Source organism: Cupriavidus ulmosensis (assembly GCF_977008105.1).
This window is the reverse complement of record NZ_CDRMWP010000001.1, coordinates 3,746,402-3,770,754: the sequence shown is the minus strand read 5'-3', so window position 1 is coordinate 3,770,754 and position 24,353 is coordinate 3,746,402. Positions and strand designations below refer to the sequence as shown.

Below are 24,353 nucleotides of genomic sequence, written 5' to 3'. Positions count from 1 at the left end.
ATGTGGCACAACACCCGCCTGCTCAACCTGATCGCCTCCACGCTGTACGCGCTGGTGGCGCTGATGGCGTTCGCCGCCGGCCTGCTGTGGCTGGCGCAGCGGCCGGTGTTCGCCATCACGCACGTGGAGCTGTCGGCGATGGCGGGCGGCACGCTGCGCCACGTCAACGCGCCGGGCGTGCGCGCCAACGCGCTGGGCAAGCTGAGCGGCAACTTCTTCACGCTCGACCTCAACGAGGCGCGCCAGAGCTTCGAGTCCGTGCCCTGGGTGCGGCGCGCCAGCGTGCGGCGCGAATGGCCCAACGGCCTGGCGGTCGAGGTCGAGGAGCACGAGGCGCTCGGCACCTGGGGCAATGCCGACGGCGGGCGCCTGATCAACACCTACGGCGAGATCTTCGTGGCCAACCCGGCCGAGGCCGAGGAAGACGCGCAGCTGCTCGCGCTGGACGGCCCGCCCGACAGCGAGTCCGACGTGGTGGACAAGCTCGAGGTCATGCGCGAATGGTTCAAGCCGCTCAAGGTCGAGCCGCTGGCGGTCACGCTGTCGCAGCGCTACGCCTGGCGCACGCGGCTGTCCAACGGCATGGTGATCGAGCTCGGGCGCGAGCAGAACGATGAAGAGCGCGATGCGATGGCGCAGCGCGTGAAGCGGTTCGTGGTGGCCTGGCCCCAGGTCACGGAGCAGTGGGGCAAGCAGATCGAATACGCGGACCTGCGTTATCCGAACGGATTTGCCATCCGCGCGGCCAACGTGCGGTTCCTGACCGATGCGCAGGCCGCGGCGGCCGCCAAGGCCCGCGCGCCCGCGGCAAGCAATCCGACAAACAATCCGACGCGACTCAAGAGCAAGAACGCGGAGAAAACCCGATGAGCAAGGAATACAAGGACCTGTTGGTCGGTCTCGATATCGGCACTTCCAAGGTGGCCGCGGTGGTGGCGGAACTGCGCCCCGACGGCAGCTATGAAGTGATCGGGATGGGCCAGTCGGAGTCCAAGGGTCTGAAGAAGGGGGTCGTGGTCAATATCGAGGCCACCGTGCAGTCCATCCAGCGCGCGCTGGAGGAGGCCGAGCTGATGGCCGACTGCAAGATTTCCGAGGTCTTCACCGGCATCGCCGGCAGCCACATCCGCAGCTTCAACTCCAGCGGCATGGTGGCGATCAAGGACAAGGAGGTCACGCAGACCGACGTGGCGCGCGTGATCGAGACCGCCAAGGCGGTCAACATCCCGACCGACCAGCAGATCCTGCACATCCTGACGCAGGAATTCATCATCGACGGCCAGGAAGACGTGCGCGAGCCGATCGGCATGAGCGGCATCCGGCTGGAGGTGAAGGTGCATATCGTCACCGGCGCGGTCAGCGCGGCGCAGAACATCGTCAAGTGCGTGCGCCGCTGCGGGCTGGAGGTGCACGACCTGATCCTGCAGCCGCTGGCCTCGAGCCTGGCGGTGCTGACCGAGGACGAGAAGGAGCTCGGCGTGGTGCTGGTCGACATCGGCGGCGGCACCACCGACATCGCCATCTTCAGCGAAGGCGCGATCCGGCACACCGCCGTGATCCCCATCGCCGGCGACCAGATCACCAACGACATCGCGATGGCGCTGCGCACGCCCACGCCCGATGCCGAGGACATCAAGATCCAGTACGGCATCGCCAAGCAGGCCATCGCCGACCCGGAGGACATGATCGAGGTCCCCGGCGTGGGCGACCGCGGCACCCGCACGCTGAGCCGGCAGGCGCTGGCCGCGGTGATCGAGCCGCGCATCGAGGAGCTTTACTCGCTGGTGCACCAAGTGGTGCGCGAATCGGGCTACGAGGAACTGCTGTCCTCGGGCGTGGTGATCACCGGCGGCACGGCGATGATGCCGGGCATGGTGGAACTGGGCGAGGACATTTTCCTCAAACCGGTTCGGGTCGGCGTGCCGGAATATCGCGGAAATTTGCACGAAGTGGTAAAGAGTCCGCGCTATTCGACCGTAATGGGACTACTGCTCGAAGGCCGCGTGCAGCGCATGCGCGGGCGCCGGGTGGCGGTGCAGAGCGGCTCCGTCAAGCATGTGTGGGGCCGCATGAAGGAATGGTTCGTCGGCAATTTCTGATATTGCCGGCGCGCGGGATGTTGAAAGATTGACGGCGCTGTCCACCGGATCGGGGGCGGGCCGTTGAAACAGGCAGTTCTTTTTGATGGTTTCTTGTTCAGTAGCCAAGGGTTGCGGCGGGGAGGCCGCAGCGTTTGGCAGCTGATTCTTCTTGGAGGCAGTGATGGACTTTGACATGATCGAAACGGAAATGCAGGACGGCACCATCATCAAGGTGGTGGGCGTGGGCGGCGCGGGCGGCAACGCCGTGCAGCACATGATCAGCCGCGGCGTGCAAGGCGTCGAATTCATCTGCATGAACACCGACGCCCAGGCGCTCAAGCGCTCTTCCGCCTCGCGCGTGCTGCAGCTCGGCAACACCGGCCTGGGCGCCGGCGCCAAGCCGGAAGTGGGCCGCAACTGCGCCGAGCAGGCGCGCGAGCAGATCGCCGACTCGCTGCGCGGCGCGCACATGGTCTTCATCACTGCCGGCATGGGCGGCGGCACCGGCACCGGCGCCGCTCCGATCGTGGCGCAGGTGGCCAAGGAAATGGGCATCCTGACCGTGGGCGTGGTCAGCAAGCCGTTCGAGTTCGAAGGCGCGCGCCGCGCCAAGGTGGCGGAGTCCGGCTCGAGCGAGCTGGAGTCCAGCGTCGACTCGCTGATCGTGGTGCTCAACGAGAAGCTGTTCGAGGTGATGGGCGACGACGCCGAGATGGACAAGTGCTTCCAGTGCGCCGACGACGTGCTGCACAACGCCGTGGCCGGCATCGCCGAGATCATCAACGTCGATGGCCTGGTGAACGTCGACTTCGAAGACGTGAAGACGGTCATGGGCGAGCAGGGCAAGGCCATGATGGGCACGGCCACCGTGTCGGGCGTGGACCGCGCCCGCCTGGCCGCCGAGCAGGCCGTGGCCAGCCCGCTGCTCGAAGGCGTGGACCTGTCCGGCGCGCGCGGCGTGCTGGTCAACATCACCGCCAGCCGCTCGCTCAAGCTGTCCGAGACCAAGGAAGTCATGAACACCATCCGCAGCTACGCCGCGGAAGATGCCACGGTGATCTTCGGCACGGTGTACGACGACTCGATGGGCGACGCGCTGCGCGTGACCGTGGTGGCCACGGGCCTGGGCCGCTCGGCCAAGAAGCAGCAGCCGATGACCCTGCTCAAGACCGGCACCGACAACATGCCGGTGCAGATGATGGGCAACATGACCAACACCGTGAACGCGGGCCACAGCAACGCGCCGGACTACAGCAACCTGGACACGCCGGCGGTGTGGCGCAGCTCGCGCGAATCGGCGTCCGCCCACGTCGCCGCGCTGCAGGAGAAGGGTGTGGATACCTACGATATCCCCGCCTTTCTGCGCAAGCAGGCGGACTGAGTCGGCACGGCAAGGTGCAGGCCTCCAGGCCGGCTGCCCGCCGGGGCGCGGCCACGGAACAGCAAGACACGCAGGCGCTCCCTATCCGCCCGTGTCGCGCCCCGTGGCTGCGCCCGGCTCGGCAGCCAGCCGGCCCGCGCCCGCGCTGACGCCCTCAGCTCGCATCCCGTCGCCGGGACAGGCGTGCCACCGGCCGCCTCCCCGGACTGGTCTCCCGCCCTCCCGGCCGGGATGTGCCGTCGTCCGCGCGGCGATCGCAAGATCGCCGCGCGCGTTGCATTTTTCAGCCCCGCTGCGGCACCGCGCCCGCGGCGCCGTTTCAAGCACGCGCCGGGGTTAAGGTTTAGAGTCGCACTGGAATCGCATCGGGCCCCCGCCCAAGCGCGCCGGCACCGCGGCGCACAGGCTTCGCCTTGGGCGCGGCAGGTGCGCGCACTATGATGCTAGACAGGGTTTTTACCGAGACAGGAAGAGAGACAGCATGATCGAAACAGGAGCGCGTGTGCCCGACGCCACGCTGAACGAATTCTTCGACACCGAGACCGGCGGCTGCAGCCTCGGGCCCAACGCCTTTTCGGTGGCGGAACTGGCGCGCGGCCGCAAGATCGTGGTGTTCGGGCTGCCCGGCGCCTTCACGCCGACCTGCTCGGCCAGGCACGTGCCGGGCTACGTCGCCCAGGCCGAGGCGCTGCGCGCCGCCGGCGTGGACGAGGTGTGGTGCGTCTCGGTCAACGACGCCTTCGTGATGGGCGCCTGGGGCCGCGAGCAGAACACCGCCGGCAAGGTGCGCATGATGGGCGACGGCAGCGCCGAATGGACGCGCAAGCTGGGGCTGGATATGGACCTGACCGCGCGCGGCATGGGCGTGCGCTCCAAGCGCTACGCGATGGTGATGGAAGACGGCGTGGTGACTGGCCTGTGGGTCGAGGCGCCCGGCGAATTCAAGGTCAGCAGCGCCGAAGCGGTGCTGGCGGCGTTGCGCGCTTAATACGCGATTGTGACAATTCGACCCTCGCGAGTGACGCAAGTTAGACTTGCGGGGGTGAATTCTTACGCCGCTAACAGGCCGAAACAAAGTGGCGCAGCGCAGCAAACGAAGCGATGGTAAAATCGCTGTATCAGTAAGTTCAGTCAATAGATTTTAATAATAGCTGAGAACGTCATGCTCAAACAGCGCACCATCAAATCCCTGGTCAAGACCGTAGGCATTGGCTTGCACTCGGGCCGTAAAGTGACGCTGACGCTGCGCCCCGCCCCGGCAGACACCGGCATCGTGTTCACCCGCGTGGACCTGCCCGAGGCCGTCGAGATCCCCGCGAGCGCCGGCGCCATCGGCGACACCCGCCTGGCTTCGGTCCTGCAGAAGGACGGCGCGCGGGTTTCCACCGTGGAGCACCTGATGTCCGCCTGCGCGGGCCTCGGCATCGACAACCTGTACGTGGACGTCGACGCGGAAGAAATCCCCATCATGGACGGCAGCGCCGCGTCCTTCGTGTTCCTGCTGCAATCCGCCGAGATCGAGCAGCAGTCCGCTCCCAAGCGCTTCATCCGCGTGAAGAAGGCCGTGGAAGTGCGCGAGGGCGACAAGCTGGCCCGCCTCGAGCCGTTCTTCGGCTTCAAGCTGGCCTTCACCATCGATTTCCGCCACCCGGCGGTGGACAAGACCGGCCAGACTTTCGCCATCGACTTCGCCGACACCAGCTACGTGCGCGAGATCGCGCGCGCGCGCACCTTCGGCTTCGCCCATGAGGTCGAGGCGCTGCGCGAGATGGGACTGGCGCGCGGCGGCAGCCTCGACAACGCCATCGTGCTCGACGAGCACCGCATGCTGAACAACGAGGAACTGCGCTACGGCGACGAGTTCGTGCGCCACAAGATCCTGGACGCGATCGGCGACCTCTACGTGATCGGCCACCCGCTGATCGGCGCGTACATCGCCAACAAGTCCGGCCACGGCCTCAACAACCAGCTGCTGCGCGCCCTGCTGGCCGATCAGGAAGCCTACGAGATGGTCACGTTCGAGCGCGTCGAGGACGCGCCGCCGGCCTTCCTGCCGCAGTTGCAGCCGGCATTCGCGTAAGCCGCGGGCGTCCTGGCGCCGCAAAGAGAAAGCCGGTCGCTCGACCGGCTTTTTTTCATGCTGGGGATACCGTCTTTCAGCCCTTCGGCCCCGGACCGTGATGCGACAGCAGCGTCTTCAGCGCGTCGCGCAGCGGCGAATCGGGCAGGTCGCGCGTGAGCTGGTCCAGGCTCGCCAGCCCGGTGGCCGACATCCTGCCGTTCCTCGGCCGCTCCACCGGCCCGGTGTCCCAGTCCCCCTGGCGGCCCACGTCCGGTTGAACGCGCACCCGGATTGCGGTAATCTGCGAGCCCCGCTGTTGCAGTCTTCCAAGTAGCGTCGGCACCACCTGTCTTACCCGTGCCGCGGCGGCGCCATGCGCCGCCAGCAACAGCAGTGTCCGCTCCCCCTGGCCTTGCCCGATGGCGCGGGCGTCCTGCTTGACGCCTGCCACGGCGATGCCGTCCTGCAGTCCGCGAGGCAGGAGCGACAGCACCTCAGTTTCCAGCACAGCCAGTTCCCGCGCCGTCTGCATCAGGGCGGAAACCGGGCCGGCCTTGGCCAGCCAGTCGTTGAGCGGCTTGGCGGCGGGCGTCTGGAGGGCGTGGTGGGTGAACATGCGCATGCGCGCATTCTAGCGTGCCGCCGCTTGCGTGCGGCGCCGGGCCTCGCATTGGGAGAAGGGAGCCGCCTCATGCAGATCATCGTGCTTCATCCGCGCCTGCCGCAGGTGCGCCATTTCACGCTGTCGCGCGGGCGGCTGGCCGCCGCCGTGCTGCTGCTGTGCCTGCTGGTCGCGCTGGCCTCGTCGGCGCTGACCTGGTTCGCCGCGCGCGCGGGGCTGGCCGGGTCCGGCGCGCCGGCGCGCGCGCCCGGCGACGACGCCTACCTGCGCGCCAACCTCAATGTGCTGGCCGCCCGCGTGGGCGAGATCCAGGCCCGCATGGTGCGGCTGGACGCGCTGGGCGAGCGGGTCTCGGGCCTGGCCGGCATCGCGCCGAAGGAGTTCGACTTCCGCCAGCCGCCCGGGCGCGGCGGCCTCGCGCCCACGGCCCAGTCGCGCGCGCCCAGCCTGACGGAGCTGCAGCTGGCGCTGGCGCGCCTGTCCGACCAGGCCGAGCAGCATGCCGACTATCTCGACGTGGTGGCGACCACGCTGCTGGACCGCCAGAGCGAGGACCGCCGCGTGCCGCGCGTGCTGCCGGTGGCGTCCGGCTACGACGCCTCGGGCTTCGGCTGGCGCTTCGACCCGTTCACGGGGCGCCGCACCCCGCACGACGGCGTGGACTTCTCCGCGCCGGCCGGCACGCCGATCGTGGCGGCCGCCGGCGGCGTGGTGGTGGCTGCCGAATGGCACCCGGAATACGGCAACCTGATCGACATCGACCACGGCAACGGCCTCAAGACCCGCTACGCGCACAGCGCCAAGATGCTGGTCAAGCCCGGCGACCTGGTCAAGCCGGGCCAGCAGATCGCGCTGGTCGGCTCGACCGGGCGTTCCACCGGCGCGCACCTGCACTTCGAGGTGCACGTCAACGGCGTGCCGCAGAACCCCAGTCGCTTCCTCGCGGTGGCGAAACCGGCACCCGCGCAGCTGGCCCAGGCGCCCGAGCCGACCGACCGCACCGCCATCCGATGAAGCGGCGCCGGCGCGCCGTTGAAGAACCGCGGGGCCGCCCCGATGTCCGAAGGGAACTGGGTGCGCGGGGCGCGTCCGGGCCAGGGGGCGCAAGGGCGGGGTGAACGGCCGGCGCGGCGTCGGCGGGCGGGCGCGCGATCGGCGCGCCATCGCCGCTGCATCGCCGCCACGGCGTCAAGTCCCGGCTGCCGCGGGGTGTGGTTTGCGCATCGCGCGGACCGCCGCGCGCTTCCGGCCGTGACACCCGCGCGTGATAAACTCGGCGTTTTGCGCCAATCTTCCTATTTCCTCGCGCGGTTCGCCCTGGGCTGCCGGCCTGACCGGCGGCCAGGCCGCCGGTGCATGGCACAGCGGCGTACCACGGCAGACCTCTCGCGTAGGTGAAAGCAATCGATGATCACGGGCCTTCTCAAGAAAGTCTTCGGCAGCCGCAATGAACGGCTGGTCAAACAATATGGCAGGACCGTCGCGCAGATCAATGCGCTGGAACCGAAGTTCGCGGCGCTGTCGGACGACGACCTGCGCGCCATGACCGAGACCTTCCGGCAGCGCCACGCCGCGGGCGAGTCGCTCGAGGCCATGCTGCCCGAGGCGTTCGCGGTGTGCCGCGAGGCCAGCAAGCGGGTCATGAAGATGCGCCACTTCGACGTGCAGCTGATCGGCGGCATGGTCCTGAACGACAACAAGATCGCCGAAATGCGCACCGGCGAGGGCAAGACCCTGACCGCCACGCTGGCGGTGTACCTGAACGCCATCACCGGCAAGGGCGTGCACGTGGTCACGGTCAACGACTACCTGGCCCAGCGCGACGCCGAGTGGATGGGGCGCCTGTACAACTTCCTGGGCCTGTCGGTGGGCGTGAACCTGTCGCAGATGCCGCACGACCAGAAGGCGGCGGCCTACGCGGCCGACATCACCTACGGCACCAACAACGAGTTCGGCTTCGACTACCTGCGCGACAACATGGTCTACGATCCGGGCCAGCGCGTGCAGCGTCCGCTGCACTACGCGATCGTCGACGAGGTGGACTCGATCCTGATCGACGAGGCGCGCACCCCGCTGATCATCTCGGGCCAGGCGGAGAACCACACCGACCTGTACCAGCGCATGAACGGCATCCCCAAGCTGCTCGAGCGCCAGATCGGCGAGGAAAAGGCCGACGGCACCGGCGTCGAGAAGCCCGGCGACTACTACGTCGACGAGAAGGGCCACCAGGTCTACCTGACCGAGGCCGGCCACGAGAAGGCCGAGGAAATCCTCGCGCAGCAGGGCCTGATCGGCGAGGGCGAGTCGCTCTACGCGCCGCAGAACATCACGCTGATGCACCACCTGTACGCCGCCCTGCGCGCGCACAGCCTGTTCCACCGCGACCAGCACTACGTGGTGCAGAACGACGAAGTCGTGATCGTCGACGAATTCACGGGCCGCCTGATGACGGGCCGGCGCTGGTCCGACGGCCTGCACCAGGCCGTGGAAGCCAAGGAAGGCGTGACCATCCAGCAGGAAAACCAGACGCTGGCCACGATCACCTTCCAGAACTACTTCCGCATGTACGAAAAGCTGTCCGGCATGACCGGCACGGCCGACACGGAAGCCTACGAGTTCCAGGAAATCTACGGCCTCGAAGTGGTGGTGATCCCGACCAACCGGGCTGCCCAGCGCAAGGACTTCCAGGACCAGATCTACAAGACCTCGAACGAGCGCTACGACGCCGTGGTGCGCGACATCCGCGACTGCTACGAGCGCGGCCAGCCGGTGCTGGTCGGCACCACCTCGATCGAGACCTCGGAATACCTCTCGGGCCTGCTCAACAAGGCCAAGCTGCCGCACCAGGTGCTCAACGCCAAGCAGCACGAGCGCGAAGCCGAGATCGTGGCGCAGGCCGGCCGGCCCAAGATGATCACCATCGCCACCAACATGGCGGGCCGCGGCACCGACATCGTGCTGGGCGGCAACGTGGAAAAGCAGGCCGGCTTCATCGAGGCCGACGACAGCCTGCCCGAAGCCGAGAAGGCCACGCGCATCGCCAAGTTCAAGGACGAGTGGCAATCGCTGCACGAGCAGGTCAAGACCGCCGGCGGCCTGCACATCGTCGGCACCGAGCGCCACGAGTCGCGCCGCATCGACAACCAGCTGCGCGGCCGCGCCGGGCGCCAGGGCGACCCGGGCTCGTCGCGCTTCTACCTGTCGCTCGACGACCAGCTGCTGCGCATCTTCGCCGGCGACCGCGTGCGCGCGATCATGGAGCGCCTGAAGATGCCCGAGGGCGAGCCGATCGAGGCCGGCATCGTCACGCGCTCGATCGAGTCCGCGCAGCGCAAGGTCGAGGGCCGCAACTTCGACATCCGCAAGCAGCTGCTGCAGTACGACGACGTCGCCAACGACCAGCGCAAGGAAATCTACAAGCTGCGCAACGAGGTCCTGGAATCCCAGGACGTCGGCGAGATGGTGAAGAACCTGCGCGAGAGCGTGCTGGTCGAGATGTTCCGCGACCACGTGCCGGCCGACACGATGGAAGAGCAGTGGGACATCGCCGGCCTGGAAACCAAGCTGCGCGAGGAATGGTCGCTCAACGTGCCGCTCGCCGCCACGGTCGAGGCCGCGCAGAGCATCGAGGACGAGGAACTGCTGAACCTGATCGTGCGCGCCGCCGACGAGCGCTACGAAGGCAAGGTCGCCCAGGTCGGCCGCGAGTCGTTCGCCGGCTTCGAGCGCTCGGTCATGCTGCAGAGCATCGACACGCACTGGCGCGAGCATCTGGCCGCGCTGGACCACCTGCGCCAGGGCATCCACCTGCGCGGGTATGCGCAGAAGGACCCCAAGCAGGAATACAAGCGCGAGTCGTTCGAACTGTTCGCGCGGCTGCTGGACCTGATCAAGGTCGAGGTCACGCGCGTGATCTTCAACGTGCAGATCCAGTCGCCGGAGCAGCTCGAGCAGGCCTCGGAGCAGATCGAGGAAGGCCTTTCGCACCTCGGCAACGTGCAGTACCAGCATGAGGAGTTCGACGAGGCCAGCCAGGCCGCGGAGGCGGCCACCGCGCCCGAGCGCGCCGGCATCGCCTACGCCGCCGCGGCGGCGGCCGAGACCGCCGGCATGGCCAAGGTGGGGCGCAACGATCCGTGCCCCTGCGGCTCCGGCAAGAAGTTCAAGCAGTGCCACGGCAAGCTCAGCTAGGCCGCGCACGGTGAAGTCAGCAAACATGCCCGCGCAAGCGGGCATGTTCGTCAGGGCGGTGCGGAATCCGCAGGCAACAAGCGCGGAATCCGCGATGCGCGGGCTGCGCATGGGCGCTCCGCTCCGGCCTGGCGCCCGCCAACCAGCAACGAAGAACGCATAGAGGAACGCACATGGCCGTCAACCTGCCCCTGCCGCTGGCAGAGAACCTGAAACCTGTCGCCGGCGTCGAGCTCGGCTGGGCCGAAGCGGGCGTCCGCAAGGCCAACCGCAAGGACGTGCTGGTGGTGCGCGTGGCCGCGGGCAGCACCGTGGCCGGCGTGTTCACCCGCAACCGCTTCTGCGCCGCGCCGGTGCAGGTCTGCCGCGAGCACCTGGCCGCCGGCAAGGGCATCCGCGCGCTCGTGGTCAACACCGGCAACGCCAACGCCGGCACCGGCGAGCCCGGCCTGGCCGCGGCCCGCGCCACCTGCGACGCGCTCGCCGCGCAGCTCGGCATCGCCGCGGAGCAGGTGCTGCCGTTCTCGACCGGCGTGATCCTGGAGCCGCTGCCGGTGGACCGCATCGTCGCCGCGCTGCCGGCCGCCATCGCCAGCGCGAAGCCGGACAACTGGCTGGCCGCGGCCGAGTCGATCATGACCACCGACACCCAGCCCAAGGCCGCCTCGCGCACCGTGCAGATCGGCGGCAAGACCGTCACGCTGTCGGGCATCAGCAAGGGCGCCGGCATGATCCGCCCGAACATGGCGACCATGCTCGGCTTCATCGCCACCGACGCCACCGTGGCGCAGCCCGTGGTGCAGGCGCTGGTGTCCTACGCGGCCGACCAGTCGTTCAACAGCATCACCATCGACGGCGACACCTCGACCAACGACTCGTTCGTGCTGATCGCCAGCGGCCAGGCCGGCGCGCCGGCCATCGAGCGCGCCGAGGGTGCCGACTTCGAGGCGCTGCGCGCCGCCGTGACGGACCTCGCGCAGGAACTGGCGCAGATGATCGTGCGCGACGGCGAAGGCGCCACCAAGCTGATGACCATCCGCGTGGAAGGCGGCAAGGACGTCGCCGAATGCCGCCAGATCGCCTATGCGGTGGCGCACTCGCCGCTGGTCAAGACCGCGTTCTACGCCTCCGACCCCAACCTCGGCCGCATCCTGGCCGCGATCGGCTACGCCGGCGTGGACGACCTCGACGTCGGGCGCGTCAACCTGTGGCTCGACGACGTGCTGGTCGCGCGCGACGGCGGGCGCAATCCCGACTACCGCGAGGAAGACGGCCAGCGCGTGATGAAGCAGGCCGAGATCACCGTGCGCGTCGCGCTCGGCCGCGGCGATGCCGCCGCCACGGTGTGGACCTGCGACCTCTCGCACGACTACGTTTCGATCAACGCGGACTACCGCTCGTAAGCTCTGCCCCGGGGAGCGGCGCCCGCGCGGGCGCCGCTCCCGGCTTCCCGCCAAGATCCGCTTTCCCGTTTTTCCCCGCCTCTCCTGCCCAGCCGCCATGTCCGACCTCGCCTCCCGCCTCGACAGTTTCCTCGCCCGCCTCGAACAATGGTTGCCGCCGCAGTTGAGCGACGCCGACTGGGAGCAGGCCGTCGCATTCCGCTGGCGCAAGCGGCAGAGCCTGTTCGGCAACATCGGCTACCTGCAGGCGATCCGCCAGCTGCCGCCGATCCACCTCGACGACCTCAAGAACATCGAGCGCCAGAAGGACGCCATCGTCGCCAACACGCGCCAGTTCGTGCGGTGCCTGCCGGCCAACAACGTGCTGCTGACCGGCGCGCGCGGCACCGGCAAGTCCTCGCTGATCAAGGCCTGCCTCAACGCCTTCGTCAAGGACGGCCTGCGCCTGGTGGAAGTGGACAAGGACGATCTGGGCGACCTCGGCGACATCGTCGAGCAGCTGGCGGCGCGCCCGGAGCGCTTCGCCATCTTCTGCGACGACCTGTCGTTCGAGGACGGCGAGTCGGGCTACAAGTCGCTCAAGTCGGCGCTGGACGGCTCGGTGGCCGCGCAGTCGGACAACGTGCTGATCTACGCCACCTCCAACCGCCGCCACCTGCTGCCCGAGTACATGAAGGACAACGAGACCTACCGCCACACCGACGACGGCGAGATCCATCCCGGCGAAGTGGTGGAGGAAAAGATCTCGCTGTCCGAGCGCTTCGGCCTGTGGCTGTCGTTCTACCCGCCCAAGCAGGACGAGTACCTGGCCATCGTCGGCCACTGGCTCCAGCATTTCGGCTGCTCGGACGAGGACGTGGCCGCCGCGCGCGGCGACGCGCTGGTGTGGGCGCTGGAGCGCGGCTCGCGCTCGGGCCGCGTGGCCTGGCAGTTCGCGCGCGACTGGGGCGGCAAGCATGGCAAGCCGTTCGTCGCCTCGGCCGAAGGCCAGGCATGAGCGAGGCCCCGCAAAGCGCCGCCGGCACCGCGCGCAAGGTGACGGAGGTCGCCGTGGGCGTGCTGGTGCAGCCCGACGGCCGCTTCCTGCTGGCGCAGCGCCCGGCCGGCAAGCCCTACGAAGGCTATTGGGAATTCCCGGGCGGCAAGCTCGAGCCGGGCGAATCGGTGGAGGAAGCGCTGGCGCGCGAACTGCACGAGGAGCTCGGCATCGCGGTGTCGCAATCGGTGCGCTGGCAGGTGCTCGAGCACGATTACCCGCACGCCTACGTGCGCCTGCATTTCTGCAAGGTCACGGCATGGTCGGGCGAGCTGGTGGGGCGCGAAGGGCAGGCGTTCTCATGGCAGTCGGCGCCGGTCGAAGTGGGACCGCTGCTGCCGGCCACGGTGCCGGTGGTGGCGTGGCTGGCTGACGAGGGCAAGCGCTAAGGCTGCGCTTCGTCGGGCAAACCGGTGGCATGCGGGGCGCAGCGACTGTGACCACAGGCGCGGGCCGGCGATGCGCGATGGCGGTATGAACCGCTGCAGACGCCGGCCAACGCCGCGCCTCAGTCCTCGTCGTCCTGCTCCGCCGACGGATCCTCGCCGGGTTTGCCGCCGATCACGTATTTTTCCGAGGCCCACGCGCCGAGGTCGATCTGCTTGCAGCGCTCGGAACAGAACGGGCGGAACTTGTTCTCCGGCACCCAGGCCACATCCTTGCCGCAGGTGGGGCACTTGACTACGGTTGTCATCGCTTCAGAAATTGCAGAGCTTGAGCAGGAAGGGAATGTCGGCATCCACCGAGCGCGGGCGCAGGTCGCCGTCCTGCTGCGTGAAACGGACCCACAGCATGTACTTGTTGGCGCTCATCTCGGGGATGAAGGCCAGCAGCGAGTCGTCGAGCATCACCTGCATGAGCTGGTAGCTGCGGCCCGACAGCATCTGCTGGTAGCTGCCGCCGGTGGCGATGACCTTGCCGCTCTGGCCGGACTCGCGCAGCAGCCGCAGCACGGTGTTGGTGCCCATGCGCAGCGCCACCAGCGGGCGCGCCCACTTGAGGATGTCGGCGCGGCGGTCCTCGGCCGGGCGATGCTGCCATGCGTAGTAGGCCGGCAGGTCGAATTCGCAGGTGCCGCCGGGAATGATGGCGCGGCTGCGGATGCTGGTGAGCCACTCGTTGTCGGTCAGCAGCTGGCCGGCCTTGCCCACCACCTGGTTGAGCTGCGACATGGCCTGCTCGATCTCGCCGATGACCGCGTCGAGCGCGCCCTGGTCGATCTGCGGGCTGGCGCGCAGCGCGGCCAGCGCCTGGCGCTGGCGCTCCAGTTCCTTGAGCAGGTCGGTCTTGAGGTCCGCGCGGCCGGCCACGTCGATGATCTCGAACAGTGTCGTCAGCGCCACGTGGTGCTGCAGGGCATGATCCTGGCCGAGGAAATAATCCAGGCGATCGAACAGGTCTTCCAGGCGCAGGAGAGTCCTGATGCGTTCGTTGAAAGGATATTCGTACAGAATCAAGTGATTGTCCGGGCGGCAGGGCGGTTTGGCGGGCGGCGTTGCTGGCGGCGTTGCTGGCAGTACGGGGCCCAGTATGGGACCATTTCCCGCTTGTATCCAGCGCATTCTATGCGAGTCCGCGTGGCAGGACAACGAAAGCGCCGACTAAAGGTGCATCCCGCGCCACCGGTTCCCGCCGGCCGTATCAGCGCCATCGGCGCCATCGGCTGCATCGGCTTCCCGGGCGGCCCCATCGGTTCCTTCGGCGCTCAGCCGGCGGCGAGCGCGCGGTAGAGCCGGTCGAGCCGCTCCACCTGCGGCGCCAGCGCCTCGGGCGGGCCGTCGTTGTCGACCACGTCGTCGGCGCGGGCCAGCCGTTCGGCGCGGCGGGCCTGCTTCGCCATGATGGCCTCGACCTGCGCGCGCGTGAAGCCGTTGCGCGCCATCACGCGCGCCACCTGCGTGGCCTCGCTGCAATCGACCACCAGCACGCGGTCCACGCGGCTGGCCCAGGTGCCGGACTCGACCAGCAGCGGCACCACGTAGATCAGGTAGGGGTGCCGGCCCGCCGCGCGGATCTCGGCGGCGCGGGCCTCGGTCAGCTGGCGGATCAGCGGATGGGTGATGGCTTCGAGCCGGGCCTTGGCCGCGGGGTCGGCAAACACCAGCGCGCGCATGGCGTCGCGGTCCATCGCGCCGTCGGCGCGCAGGCAGCCGGGGCCGAAGGCCGCCACCAGCGCGGCAATGGCCAGCCCGCCCGGCGCGGTGATCTCGTGCGCCAGCAGGTCGGTGTCGATCAGGGCGGCGCCGCGCGCGGCGAACAGGTCCGCCACGCGGGTCTTGCCGGAGCCGATGCCTCCGGTCAGTCCGATTTGCAGCATGTCCGTATCCAGGCTATGCAGGCTTGCATGGGTGGGCGGCGCGCCGTCAGCCCGCCAGGCCCAGCGGCAGCACGTTGGCGCCGAAGAACAGCACCAGCAGGCCGGCGCCGGCGATATAGGGGCCGAAGGCGAAATGCGTATCGCGATCCTGACGGCGCAGCGCGATATTGGCAAGCGCGAACACCAGCCCCACCACCGACGACAGCAGCACCAGCGCCGGCAGCGCCTGCCAGCCGAACCAGCCGCCCAGCGCCGCCATCAGCTTGAAGTCGCCGTAGCCCATGCCTTCCTTGCCGCGCACCAGCTTGAACGCCCAGTACACCGTCCACAGCAGCAGGTAGCCCGCCGCCGCGCCGGTCACGGCGTCGGCCAGCGGCGCGAACAGCCCGCCGAGGTTGAGCAGCAGGCCCAGCCACAGCAGCGGCAGCGTGATCTGGTCGGGCAGCAGCTGCGTGTCCGCGTCGATCAGGGTGAGCGCGATCAGCGCCCAGATCAGGGCGATGGCCGCCAGCGCCTGCCAGGTCGGGCCGAAGTGGGCCGCGGCCAGCGCGGTGAGCAGCGCGGTGCCGGCTTCGACCAGCGGGTAGCGCTTGCCGATCGGCGCCTTGCAGGCCGAACAGCGCCCGCGCAGCGCCAGGTAGCTCAGCACCGGGATGTTCTCCAGCGCGCCGATCGCGTGGCCGCAATGCGGGCAGGCCGAGCGCGGCACCATCAGGTTGTAGGTCTCGGGGTGGGGCAGCGGGTCGTCGCGCAGCGAGGCGATGTAGTTGGCCTCGTCGTGCTCCATCATGCGCGGCAGCCGGTGCACCACCACGTTGAGGAAGCTGCCGACCACCAGGCCGAGCAGCGCCGCCGCCGTCACCAGGAACCAGGGCGGCAGCAGCGCCAGCGACGCGATGGCCTGCGCGGGCGCCGCCGGTGCGGAAAACGCGGAAAACGCGGAGAGCGCGCCGGCGGCGCCGTGCGCGGAAAACAGCCACTGCATGCGTTACACCACCTGTCCCAGTTTGAAGATCGGCAGGTACATTGCCACCACCATGCCGCCGATGAGCACGCCCAGCACCACGATGATGAGCGGCTCGATCAGGCTGGAGATGGCGGCCACGGCGTCGTCCACCTCGCGCTCGTAGAACTCCGCCACCTTCAGCAGCATGTTGTCCAGCGCGCCCGACTCCTCGCCGATCTGCGTCATCTGCAGCACCATGTTGTCGAACACATGGGTGGCCTGCATGGCGTTGGTCAGGCTGGTGCCGATGCGCACCGACTGCTCGATCTCCCGGGTGGCGTCGTAGTAGACCCAGTTGCCGGCGGCGCCGGCCACCGATTCCATCGACTCCACCAGCGGCGTGCCGGCGGCGAACATGGTGGCCAGCGTGCGCGTCCAGCGCGCGATCACGGCCTTGCGGAACAGCGAGCCGAAGATCGGCAGCCGCAGCAGCATCCGGTCGCTGGCGCGCTGCACCTTCTCCGAGCGCTTGAGGCTGCGCAGGTAGAAGGCGATGCCGAACACCGGCACGCCGATCACGATGTACCAGTTGTTGACGAAGAAGTCCGACATGGCGATCACGGCCAGCGTCGGCGCCGGCAGGTTGGCGCCGAAGCTCGAGAACACGCCCTTGAAGGCTGGGATCACGAAGATCATCAGGATCACCGTCACGGCGAAGGCCACCGTCAGCACCGCGATCGGGTAGATCATGGCCGACTTGATCTGGCTCTTCAGCGCGATGGTCTTTTCCATGTAGAGCGACAGGCGCTCCAGCAGGGCGTCCAGGATGCCGCCCTGCTCGCCGGCGTCGATCAGGTTGCAGTAGAGCGTGTCGAAGTAGCGCGGCTGGCGGCGGAAGGCCTGCGCCATGCTGCTGCCCGATTCGATGTCGAAGCGGATCTCGGCCAGCAGCTGCGTGAAGTTCGGGTTGGCGTGGCCGCGCGCGATGATGTCGATCGACTGCAGCAGCGGGATGCCCGCCTTGAGCATGGTCGAGAGCTGGCGCGTGAAGTACGCGATGTCCTTCTCGGTGATCTTGCGCCCGCGCGCGGCGCGCCGCTTCTTGAGCTTGACCACGGTGAGGCCCTGCTTGCGCAGGGTGGCGTTGACCTCGGCCTGGCTCTCGGCGCGCAGCTCGCCCGTGAACACCTTGCCCTTGCGGTCCTTGCCCTCCCACTCGAAGATGTACTGCGTGGGCGCCTTACGCCCAGATTTCCCCTTGGGCGCAGCCGCCTTGCGAGCGGCGGCGGCTGGTGCGCGTGTCGCCATGATTGACCCCAAATGACATGCTTTGTTGTTTTACATATTGGTTGTTGCCAGCACTTCTTCCAGCGAGGTGACGCCCTGCTTCACCTTGGCCAGGCCGGCTTCGCGCAACGATAGCACGCCGTCGCGGCGCGCCTGCTCGGCGATCTGCAGCGCGGTGCCGTGCGCGAGGATGATCTGCTGCATCGCCTCGGTGATCGGCATCACCTGGTAGATGCCGCAGCGGCCCTTGTAGCCGGTGCCGTTGCAGCGCTCGCAGCCGACCGGGTGGTAGGGCTGCCAGCTGCCGTCGAGGTCGGCCTCCTGGAAGCCGGCGTCGACCAGCACCTCGCGCGCCAGCTCGCCGGGCCGCTTGCACGTGCACAGGCGGCGCGCCAGCCGCTGCGCGGTGATCATCAGCACGCTCGAGGCGATGTTGAACGGCGCCACGCCCATGTTCATCAGGCGCGTGAGCGTGGTCGGCGCGTCGTTGGTGTGCAAGGTGGAGAACACCAGGTGGCCGGTCTGGGCCGCCTTGATCGAGATGTCGGCGGTTTCCAGGTCGCGGATTTCGCCGACCATGATGATGTCCGGATCCTGCCGCAGGAACGAGCGCAGCGCCGCGGCGAAGGTCAGGCCGGCCTTCTCGTTGACGTTGACCTGGTTGATGCCGGGCAGCTGGATTTCGGCCGGGTCCTCGGCCGTGGAGATGTTGATGTCGCCCTGGTTGAGCCGGTTCAGGAAGGTGTACAGCGACACCGTCTTGCCGCTGCCGGTGGGGCCCGTCACCAGCACCATGCCGTAGGGGCGCTTGATGACGTCGAGCAGCAGCGCCTTCTGCGCCGGCTCGTAGCCGAGCTGGTCGATGTCCAGCTTGTCGGAGGACGACTCCAGGATCCGGATCACGATCTTCTCGCCGAACAGCGTCGGCAGCGTGGAGACGCGGAAGTCGATCGCCTTCTCGACGACCTCCTTGGGCTCCTTGCCGTCCTTGTCCTTCTCGGCGTTCTTGTCCTTGGGCAGCGCGATTAGCAGCTTCATGCGGCCGTCCTGCGGCACGCGCTTTTCCGAGATGTCCAGGCGCGACAGCACCTTGATGCGGGTGGCGATCTTGTCGCGGATGTCGACCGGCGGGCGCGCCACCTCCTGCAGCACGCCGTCGACGCGGAAGCGGATGCGGTAGAAGGTCTCGAACGGCTCGAAGTGCAGGTCGGAGGCGCCGCGGTGGAAGGCTTCGGTCAGCAGCTTGTGCAGGAAGCGCACCACCGGCGCGTCGTCGATGTCGCCGGCGGTCTTGTTGCGCTGGGCGGCGGCGGAGGCGACCGGGTCGTACTCGATCATCTTGCGCTCGGCCTGCACCGGCGCGATCGACTTGAGCGTGCCGCCGCCGTCCTCGCTGGCGGAGCGCACGTACTGCATCAGCTTGTCGTGCTCGACGACGACGGTATCGACCGGCAGGTTGTACTTCTGCTTGATGGCGTCGAGCCCGGCCTGGTTGCCCGGGTCGGACAGGGCCAGCACCAGGCGGTTCTCGCGCCGGCCCAGCGGCAGCAGCCGGTGCGCGTGGAACTCGCGGTTGCCGGCCAGCGCCGGCGGCACCTTGTTCAGGTTGTACTGGCCCAGATCGACCAGGGGCAACTGATATCTATCAGCCGCGAAGATCGCCACATCGTGCGCAGTCATGGTGCCGCTGGCGATGATCTCGTCGATCAGCTGCGACTTTTTTTCTCGTGCCGACTGTTCAAGCTGGGCGAGCAGGGCAGGCGCGATGCGCCGGCTCTGTGCAAGAGCTAGACCAAGTGTCATGGCAAAAAAGCTGGTGGCCGGCAAGCGGCCGAAAGACCCCGAATCGGCGCAGTTTGCAGGCGGGGTCACTTTTTGTAAAGGCGAGGCGCGCCCGGCGTTGGCGTTTGCGCGACAGGTGCGCAACCCTACTGGCGCGGGGGGATGGGCGTGGCGGCCGGCGGCGGGGCGGCCAGGGGGGCGTCAGGCGGCGGTCCGGCCGCAGCATGTCCGGGGACACGGACCGGAGACGCGGACGAAAAAAATCGCGCGGACGAACGCGGACGAAAAAAAGCCGCACATCGCTGTGCGGCTTTTCTTGTACGGTCTTGCCGACCGTGAAAACTGGTCGGGGTGAGAGGATTCGAACCTCCGGCCTCTACGTCCCGAACGTAGCGCTCTACCAGGCTAAGCTACACCCCGTTTTTCTTGCTTTTCTCTATCGCTGCGCCAGAAATATTGTTGCAGCGAGAAAGCACACAAGTGTAGCAGCCTTTTTTTCGGATGGGAAGAGGCAACCGCATGTTCCTTGTGTTTTTGCTGTCAGGCCCGCTTGCCGGGGCCGCCCGATTTCACGACTGGCGCTGCAGCGAAAACGCGCACAGGTCGATCAGCGTCTGCTTGAGCGGCGACTCGGGGAATTGCCGCGCGGCCTTCTCCGCCGCCTCGGCTTCGCGCCGCGCGGCTTCGAAGGTGACTTCGAGCGCGCCGCTGTCGTGGATCGCCGCGAACACCGCGTCGAAGTGCTCGGTGCCGCCTTGCACGATGGCGTCGCGCGCGAGCGCGCGCTGCGCGTCGGTGCCGTGCTCGAGCAGGTGCAGCAGCGGCAGCGTGGGCTTGCCCTCGCGCAGGTCGTCGCCGGCGTTCTTGCCCATCTGCTCGGCGCTGGCGGTGTAGTCCAGCATGTCGTCGATGAGCTGGAAGGCGGTGCCGATGCGCCGCCCGTATTCGGCCGCGGCTTCCTCGGCGGTGGCGTCCGCGCCGGCCAGCACGGCGCCGAGCTGGGCCGAGGCCTCGAACAGCTTGGCGGTCTTGTAGCGGATCACCTGCAGGTAGCGCTCCACGGTGACATCGGGGTCGTGCATGTTGAGCAGCTGCAGCACTTCGCCCTCGGCGATCACGTTGGTGGCGTTGGAGAGGATCTCCATGATGCGCATGCTGCCGGCGTCCACCATCATCTGGAACGCGCGCGAATAGAGGAAGTCGCCCACCAGCACGCTGGCGGCGTTGCCGAACACCGCGTTGGCGGTCTGGCGGCCGCGCCGCAGCTCGGACTCGTCGACCACGTCGTCGTGCAGCAGGGTGGCGGTGTGGATGAACTCCACCACGGCGGCCAGTTCGTGGTGGCGGTGGCCGTCGTAGCCGAAGGCCCGCGCGGACAGCAGCAGGATCACGGGACGCAGGCGTTTGCCGCCGGCGCTGATGATGTATTCGCCGATCTGCTCGATCAGCGGCACTTCGGAGGCGAGCCGCTGGCGGATCACCGAATCGACGGCGCGCATGTCGGCAGCGACCGGGGCAAGCAAGGCAGTGGCGGAAGACTGGGACAAGATGTTCACCGTTACGCAAAACCCGCCGATTATAAGCGATGCGGGTGTATGTATGTCCCCTGAACGGGGGGTGCCGGGGTCGCGGGCCGGGGCATGCGCGTGGCGCCGGCGCCACGCACGCGCGGCCTATAATGTCCGCATGACCGAAAGACATTCCTCTTCGCGTCGCCGGCTGCGCCGCACCGCCTGGTGGGCTGCCTTCGCCGCCCTGGCGGGCTTCCTGCTGGCGGACCTGATCTGAGCCGGGCCCGCGCCGGACCCCGTCCGTGCGCCGCGCAATGTGCGCGAGGCGCCGCCGGACAGGCTATGTACCTGTTTTCTTTGTACTTTTACCGGATCTGGTATAGAATCACGGGTTTCCTCCGGCCGCTTTGCATTGTTTACGGCTGCGCCGGCGGGAGATAACCGGCGCCAATTGGGCTGTCCGGGCCATCCGGACCCTCCTGCCCAAGCAGGGCGGACGGAGCGCCAGGGCAGGCCGGCATTGGCTTTCGGCGTTTTATTTCACATCGAGAGGTTCGACAATGTACGCGGTCGTAAAAACCGGCGGCAAGCAATACAAGGTTGCTGCTGGCGAAAAACTTAAAGTAGAACAGATACCGGCAGACATTGGCGCAGAAATCACGCTCGACCAGGTGCTCGCAGTGGGCGCCGGCGACCAACTCAAGTTTGGTACGCCGCTGGTGAGCGGGGCTTCCGTCAAGGCTACCGTTATCTCCCAAGGTCGTCACGACAAGGTGAAGATCTTCAAGATGCGCCGTCGCAAGCACTACCAGAAGCGTCAAGGCCATCGTCAAAACTACACCGAGCTGCGCATCGAATCGATCGTCGCCTGAGCTGCCGCTCAGTCCACATCGAAATCGAATTCAAGCGTAACCAGGTAAAGTCAAGCGACAGGAGTTAGTCATGGCACAGAAAAAGGGCGGCGGTTCCACACGGAACGGCCGCGATTCCGAATCGAAGCGTCTGGGCGTCAAGGTGTACGGTGGCCAGGCCATCAACGCCGGCAGCATCATCGTGCGTCAGCGCGGTACGCGCGTGCACCCGGGCGAGAACGTCGGCATTGGCAAGGATCACACCCTCTTTGCCCTGATCGACGGTCACGTGCAGTTCGCCGTCAAGGGCGCTGCCAAGAAGCAGCAGGTCAGCGTCGTTCCGGCAGCCTGATCACCGCCTTTGCAGCACGAAGGCCCCGCAGCACTTGCGGGGCTTTTTCATTTCTGGCGACAATCCCGTTGTCGCCATCCGCCACGCCCGCGCTCCCCGCCCTTCCGGCCGGGCGCGCGGCGCGGCCGCTCCACCACGGAAGGTCATCATGAAGTTCATCGACGAAGCCAGAATTGAAGTCATTGCCGGCAATGGCGGCAATGGCAGCGCATCGATGCGGCGCGAGAAATTCGTCCCCTTCGGCGGACCGGACGGTGGCGACGGCGGCCGCGGCGGCAGCGTGTTCGCGGTGGCGGACCGCAACATCAACACCCTGATCGATTTCCGCTACGCCAAGAAGCACGTGGCGCGCAACGGCGAGAACGGCCGCGGTGCGGACTGCTACGGCGCCGGCGGCGAGGACGTGACGCTGCGCATGCCGGTCGGCACGCAGATCCTGGACATGGACACCGGCGACCTGATCGCCGACCTGACCGAGCACGGCCAGACCGTGTGCCTGGCCGAGGGCGGCATGGGCGGCTGGGGCAACCTGCACTTCAAGTCCAGCACCAACCGCGCGCCGCGCCAGCAGGTCGACGGCAAGCCCGGCGAGCGCCGCATGATCAAGCTCGAACTCAAGGTGCTGGCCGACGTGGGCCTGCTGGGCATGCCCAATGCCGGCAAGTCCACGCTGATCTCGCACATCTCCAACGCGCGCCCCAAGGTGGCGGACTATCCGTTCACCACGCTGCACCCGAACCTGGGCGTGGTGCGCGTCGACCACGAGCAGTCCTTCGTGGTGGCCGACATCCCCGGCCTGATCGAAGGCGCGGCCGAGGGCGCCGGGCTGGGCCACCAGTTCCTGCGCCACCTGCAGCGCACCGGCCTGCTGCTGCATATCGTGGACCTGGCGCCGTTCGACGAGAACGTGGACCCGGTGGCGGAGGCGCGCGCCATCGTCAACGAGCTGAAGAAATACGACGAGAGCCTCTACGACAAGCCGCGCTGGCTGGTGCTCAACAAGCTGGACGTGGTGCCGGAGGACGAGCGCGAGAAGCGCGTCAAGGATTTCGTCAAGCGCTACAAGTGGAAGGGCCCGGTGTTCCGCATCTCCGCCCTGACCGGCGAAGGCTGCCGCGAACTGATCTACGCGATCAAGGACCACCTCGCCGCGATCAAGGCCGAGGAGGCCGCCGCGCTGGCCGAGCCGGACATCCGCTTCGACGAGCGCCTGCACAATATCGACCATTCCGGCACGGAGCAGGACTGATCCGCTCCGCGCCAGCCAGCAAGCAACGACAGCCGCAGTACCCAGGAGACAGGATCCCGCCATGCAATCGGTCATCGCCCAGGCAAAACGTATCGTCGTGAAGGTCGGGTCCAGCCTGGTGACCAACGACGGCAAGGGGCTCGATCACGACGCCATCGCCCGCTGGGCGGCCCAGATCGCCAAGCTGCGCATGGCCGGCAAGGAAGTCGTGCTGGTCAGCTCGGGCGCCATCGCCGAGGGCATGCAGCGCCTGGGCTGGGTGCGCCGCCCGAAGGAAATCCACGAATTGCAGGCCGCCGCCGCGGTGGGCCAGATGGGGCTGGCGCAGGTCTACGAAAGCCAGTTCGGCCGCTACGGCATCCGCACCGCCCAGGTGCTGCTGACCCACGCCGACCTGGCCGACCGCGAGCGCTACCTGAACGCGCGCTCGACCCTGCTGACGCTGCTCTCGCTCGGCGTGGTGCCGATCATCAACGAGAACGACACGGTCGTCACCGACGAAATCAAGTTCGGCGACAACGACACCCTCGGCGCGCTGGTCACCAACCTGATCGAAGGCGACGCGCTGGTGATCCTGACCGACCAGCGCGGCCTCTACACCGCCGACCCGCGCCGCGACCCGCAGGCCGTCTTCGTCGAGGAAGCGCTGGCCGGCGCGCCCGAGCTCGAGGCGATGGCCGGCGGCGCCGGCAGCTCGATCGGCCGCGGCGGCATGCTGACCAAGATCCTGGCCGCCAAGCGCGCGGCCAAGTCGGGCGCCCACACCGTGATCGCCTCGGGGCGCGAAGCCAACGTGCTGGAGCGGCTGGCCGGCGGCGAAGGCATCGGCACCCAGCTGCTGGCGCCGACCGGGCGCCTGAACGCGCGCAAGCAATGGATGGCCGACCACCTGCAGATGCGTGGGCGCGTGGTGATCGACGCCGGCGCGTGCGAAAAGCTCACCAGCGGCGGCAAGTCGCTGCTGCCGATCGGCGTGGTGGAAGTGGAGGGCGAGTTCGCGCGCGGCGAGGTCATCGCCTGCGTCGACGCAGGCGGGCACGAGGTGGCGCGCGGCATCACCAACTATTCCAGCGCCGAGGCGCGCCTGATCGCGCGCAAGCCGTCGTCCGAGATCGAGCGCGTGCTGGGCCACCAGAACGAGCACGAGCTGATTCATCGCGACAATCTCGTGCTGGTCTGACGGGCCGGGGAAGGCAAACAAGAAAGGCTGCACATCGTGCAGCCTTTCTTGTTTGCCCACAAACCTTCAATTGCCGCTTGTGTTCTCCCCTCTCCCGCGCGC

23 protein-coding genes and 1 tRNA gene are annotated in these 24,353 nt (G+C 67.9%); 15 read left to right on the top strand and 9 right to left on the bottom strand.

Annotated features, from left to right (window positions below; genetic code table 11):
- From ACWTPI_RS17320 to lpxC, 5 genes are all read left to right on the top strand, one after another.
- Window positions 1-870 (top strand): cell division protein FtsQ/DivIB, encoded by an 870-nt coding sequence (locus ACWTPI_RS17320; RefSeq protein ID WP_020204726.1) that lies wholly within the window; start codon window positions 1-3, stop codon window positions 868-870.
- Window positions 867-2,099: a cell division protein FtsA gene (ftsA, locus tag ACWTPI_RS17315; protein ID WP_020204727.1), complete on the top strand. Its 1,233-nt coding sequence runs from the start codon at window positions 867-869 to the stop codon at window positions 2,097-2,099. Before ACWTPI_RS17320 ends, ftsA begins: the two co-directional genes overlap by 4 nt.
- 163 nt (window positions 2,100-2,262) lie before the next feature.
- The gene (ftsZ, locus tag ACWTPI_RS17310) at window positions 2,263-3,462 is read left to right on the top strand and encodes a cell division protein FtsZ (protein WP_020204728.1); all 1,200 of its coding nucleotides are present in this window, start codon (window positions 2,263-2,265) and stop codon (window positions 3,460-3,462) included.
- A gap of 481 nt (window positions 3,463-3,943) precedes the next feature.
- Entirely contained in the window at window positions 3,944-4,450 is a 507-nt protein-coding gene (locus ACWTPI_RS17305) for a redoxin family protein (protein ID WP_454732237.1), read from the top strand.
- Between the two features lie 174 nt (window positions 4,451-4,624).
- Complete coding sequence (gene lpxC / locus ACWTPI_RS17300) at window positions 4,625-5,542, top strand: UDP-3-O-acyl-N-acetylglucosamine deacetylase (protein ID WP_020206687.1); 918 nt, start codon at window positions 4,625-4,627, stop codon at window positions 5,540-5,542.
- 76 nt (window positions 5,543-5,618) lie between these two features.
- Here lpxC and ACWTPI_RS17295 read toward each other — a convergent pair whose 3' ends face one another.
- Window positions 5,619-6,146, bottom strand: coding sequence for a hypothetical protein (locus tag ACWTPI_RS17295; RefSeq protein WP_020206688.1), 528 nt, complete (start codon window positions 6,144-6,146; stop codon window positions 5,619-5,621).
- 69 nt (window positions 6,147-6,215) lie between these two features.
- Here ACWTPI_RS17295 and ACWTPI_RS17290 point away from each other — a divergent pair, with 69 nt between their 5' ends.
- The 5 genes from ACWTPI_RS17290 (at window position 6,216) to ACWTPI_RS17270 (ending at window position 13,165) form a co-directional block, all read left to right on the top strand.
- Window positions 6,216-7,160, top strand: a complete 945-nt coding sequence (locus ACWTPI_RS17290; protein ID WP_059413476.1) for a M23 family metallopeptidase — start codon at window positions 6,216-6,218, stop codon at window positions 7,158-7,160.
- A 393-nt stretch (window positions 7,161-7,553) separates the two neighbouring features.
- Window positions 7,554-10,337, top strand: a complete 2,784-nt coding sequence (secA, locus tag ACWTPI_RS17285) for a preprotein translocase subunit SecA (RefSeq protein ID WP_454732236.1) — start codon at window positions 7,554-7,556, stop codon at window positions 10,335-10,337.
- A gap of 173 nt (window positions 10,338-10,510) precedes the next feature.
- Window positions 10,511-11,740, top strand: coding sequence for a bifunctional glutamate N-acetyltransferase/amino-acid acetyltransferase ArgJ (argJ, locus tag ACWTPI_RS17280; RefSeq protein WP_020206691.1), 1,230 nt, complete (start codon window positions 10,511-10,513; stop codon window positions 11,738-11,740).
- 97 nt (window positions 11,741-11,837) lie between these two features.
- Window positions 11,838-12,737 (top strand): ATP-binding protein, encoded by a 900-nt coding sequence (locus ACWTPI_RS17275; RefSeq protein WP_020205780.1) that lies wholly within the window; start codon window positions 11,838-11,840, stop codon window positions 12,735-12,737.
- Window positions 12,734-13,165: an NUDIX domain-containing protein gene (locus ACWTPI_RS17270; RefSeq protein WP_020205781.1), complete on the top strand. Its 432-nt coding sequence runs from the start codon at window positions 12,734-12,736 to the stop codon at window positions 13,163-13,165. The genes ACWTPI_RS17275 and ACWTPI_RS17270 overlap by 4 nt, the downstream gene beginning before the upstream one ends.
- A gap of 119 nt (window positions 13,166-13,284) precedes the next feature.
- On the opposite strand, the gene ACWTPI_RS17265 is transcribed toward ACWTPI_RS17270, so the two are convergent.
- From ACWTPI_RS17265 to pilB, 6 genes are all read right to left on the bottom strand, one after another.
- Window positions 13,285-13,470 (bottom strand): DNA gyrase inhibitor YacG, encoded by a 186-nt coding sequence (locus ACWTPI_RS17265; protein ID WP_029044199.1) that lies wholly within the window; start codon window positions 13,468-13,470, stop codon window positions 13,285-13,287.
- Window positions 13,471-13,474: 4 nt separating this feature from the next.
- Window positions 13,475-14,233 carry a cell division protein ZapD gene (gene zapD / locus ACWTPI_RS17260; protein WP_454732235.1) on the bottom strand — a complete coding sequence of 253 codons (759 nt, stop codon included), beginning with the start codon at window positions 14,231-14,233 and terminating at the stop codon, window positions 13,475-13,477.
- Window positions 14,234-14,481: 248 nt separating this feature from the next.
- A complete protein-coding gene (coaE, locus tag ACWTPI_RS17255) occupies window positions 14,482-15,093 on the bottom strand; it encodes a dephospho-CoA kinase (RefSeq protein WP_020205784.1) in 612 nt (203 codons plus the stop codon).
- Between the two features lie 46 nt (window positions 15,094-15,139).
- Entirely contained in the window at window positions 15,140-16,078 is a 939-nt protein-coding gene (locus ACWTPI_RS17250) for a prepilin peptidase (protein ID WP_454732234.1), read from the bottom strand.
- Between the two features lie 3 nt (window positions 16,079-16,081).
- A complete protein-coding gene (locus ACWTPI_RS17245) occupies window positions 16,082-17,347 on the bottom strand; it encodes a type II secretion system F family protein (RefSeq protein ID WP_029044200.1) in 1,266 nt (421 codons plus the stop codon).
- Between the two features lie 30 nt (window positions 17,348-17,377).
- Window positions 17,378-19,129, bottom strand: a complete 1,752-nt coding sequence (gene pilB / locus ACWTPI_RS17240; protein WP_029044201.1) for a type IV-A pilus assembly ATPase PilB — start codon at window positions 19,127-19,129, stop codon at window positions 17,378-17,380.
- Between pilB and ACWTPI_RS17235 the strand changes: the two genes are divergently transcribed.
- A complete protein-coding gene (locus ACWTPI_RS17235; RefSeq protein ID WP_454732233.1) occupies window positions 19,128-19,463 on the top strand; it encodes a hypothetical protein in 336 nt (111 codons plus the stop codon). The genes pilB and ACWTPI_RS17235 overlap by 2 nt on opposite strands.
- Here ACWTPI_RS17235 and ACWTPI_RS17230 read toward each other — a convergent pair.
- Both ACWTPI_RS17230 and ispB read right to left on the bottom strand, forming a co-directional pair.
- Window positions 19,452-19,528: transfer RNA gene (locus tag ACWTPI_RS17230), tRNA-Pro, on the bottom strand. The genes ACWTPI_RS17235 and ACWTPI_RS17230 overlap by 12 nt on opposite strands.
- A gap of 149 nt (window positions 19,529-19,677) precedes the next feature.
- Window positions 19,678-20,607 (bottom strand): octaprenyl diphosphate synthase, encoded by a 930-nt coding sequence (gene ispB / locus ACWTPI_RS17225; protein WP_020205788.1) that lies wholly within the window; start codon window positions 20,605-20,607, stop codon window positions 19,678-19,680.
- 572 nt (window positions 20,608-21,179) lie between these two features.
- Here ispB and rplU point away from each other — a divergent pair.
- From rplU to proB, 4 genes are all read left to right on the top strand, one after another.
- Complete coding sequence (gene rplU / locus ACWTPI_RS17220; RefSeq protein WP_020423953.1) at window positions 21,180-21,491, top strand: 50S ribosomal protein L21; 312 nt, start codon at window positions 21,180-21,182, stop codon at window positions 21,489-21,491.
- A gap of 70 nt (window positions 21,492-21,561) precedes the next feature.
- A complete protein-coding gene (gene rpmA, locus ACWTPI_RS17215; protein ID WP_020205791.1) occupies window positions 21,562-21,822 on the top strand; it encodes a 50S ribosomal protein L27 in 261 nt (86 codons plus the stop codon).
- 148 nt (window positions 21,823-21,970) lie between these two features.
- Complete coding sequence (gene cgtA / locus ACWTPI_RS17210) at window positions 21,971-23,071, top strand: Obg family GTPase CgtA (RefSeq protein ID WP_020205792.1); 1,101 nt, start codon at window positions 21,971-21,973, stop codon at window positions 23,069-23,071.
- 61 nt (window positions 23,072-23,132) lie between these two features.
- A complete protein-coding gene (gene proB / locus ACWTPI_RS17205; protein WP_020205793.1) occupies window positions 23,133-24,251 on the top strand; it encodes a glutamate 5-kinase in 1,119 nt (372 codons plus the stop codon).
- The last annotated feature ends 102 nt before the right edge of the window (window positions 24,252-24,353 follow it).

Coding starts and splice junctions, on each gene's coding strand:
- ACWTPI_RS17250 (WP_454732234.1), bottom strand. CDS start 16,078: ATGCAGTGGCTGTTTTCCGCGCACGGCGCCGCCGGCGCGCTCTCCGCG.
- ftsZ (WP_020204728.1), top strand. CDS start 2,263: ATGGACTTTGACATGATCGAAACGGAAATGCAGGACGGCACCATCATC.
- proB (WP_020205793.1), top strand. CDS start 23,133: ATGCAATCGGTCATCGCCCAGGCAAAACGTATCGTCGTGAAGGTCGGG.
- ACWTPI_RS17275 (WP_020205780.1), top strand. CDS start 11,838: ATGTCCGACCTCGCCTCCCGCCTCGACAGTTTCCTCGCCCGCCTCGAA.
- ACWTPI_RS17235 (WP_454732233.1), top strand. CDS start 19,128: ATGGCAAAAAAGCTGGTGGCCGGCAAGCGGCCGAAAGACCCCGAATCG.
- coaE (WP_020205784.1), bottom strand. CDS start 15,093: ATGCTGCAAATCGGACTGACCGGAGGCATCGGCTCCGGCAAGACCCGC.
- secA (WP_454732236.1), top strand. CDS start 7,554: ATGATCACGGGCCTTCTCAAGAAAGTCTTCGGCAGCCGCAATGAACGG.
- ACWTPI_RS17265 (WP_029044199.1), bottom strand. CDS start 13,470: ATGACAACCGTAGTCAAGTGCCCCACCTGCGGCAAGGATGTGGCCTGG.
- rplU (WP_020423953.1), top strand. CDS start 21,180: ATGTACGCGGTCGTAAAAACCGGCGGCAAGCAATACAAGGTTGCTGCT.
- cgtA (WP_020205792.1), top strand. CDS start 21,971: ATGAAGTTCATCGACGAAGCCAGAATTGAAGTCATTGCCGGCAATGGC.
- argJ (WP_020206691.1), top strand. CDS start 10,511: ATGGCCGTCAACCTGCCCCTGCCGCTGGCAGAGAACCTGAAACCTGTC.
- ACWTPI_RS17290 (WP_059413476.1), top strand. CDS start 6,216: ATGCAGATCATCGTGCTTCATCCGCGCCTGCCGCAGGTGCGCCATTTC.
- pilB (WP_029044201.1), bottom strand. CDS start 19,129: ATGACACTTGGTCTAGCTCTTGCACAGAGCCGGCGCATCGCGCCTGCC.
- ACWTPI_RS17270 (WP_020205781.1), top strand. CDS start 12,734: ATGAGCGAGGCCCCGCAAAGCGCCGCCGGCACCGCGCGCAAGGTGACG.
- ACWTPI_RS17320 (WP_020204726.1), top strand. CDS start 1: ATGTGGCACAACACCCGCCTGCTCAACCTGATCGCCTCCACGCTGTAC.
- ACWTPI_RS17245 (WP_029044200.1), bottom strand. CDS start 17,347: ATGGCGACACGCGCACCAGCCGCCGCCGCTCGCAAGGCGGCTGCGCCC.
- ispB (WP_020205788.1), bottom strand. CDS start 20,607: ATGCGCGCCGTCGATTCGGTGATCCGCCAGCGGCTCGCCTCCGAAGTG.
- ACWTPI_RS17295 (WP_020206688.1), bottom strand. CDS start 6,146: ATGCGCATGTTCACCCACCACGCCCTCCAGACGCCCGCCGCCAAGCCG.
- ftsA (WP_020204727.1), top strand. CDS start 867: ATGAGCAAGGAATACAAGGACCTGTTGGTCGGTCTCGATATCGGCACT.
- lpxC (WP_020206687.1), top strand. CDS start 4,625: ATGCTCAAACAGCGCACCATCAAATCCCTGGTCAAGACCGTAGGCATT.
- rpmA (WP_020205791.1), top strand. CDS start 21,562: ATGGCACAGAAAAAGGGCGGCGGTTCCACACGGAACGGCCGCGATTCC.
- ACWTPI_RS17305 (WP_454732237.1), top strand. CDS start 3,944: ATGATCGAAACAGGAGCGCGTGTGCCCGACGCCACGCTGAACGAATTC.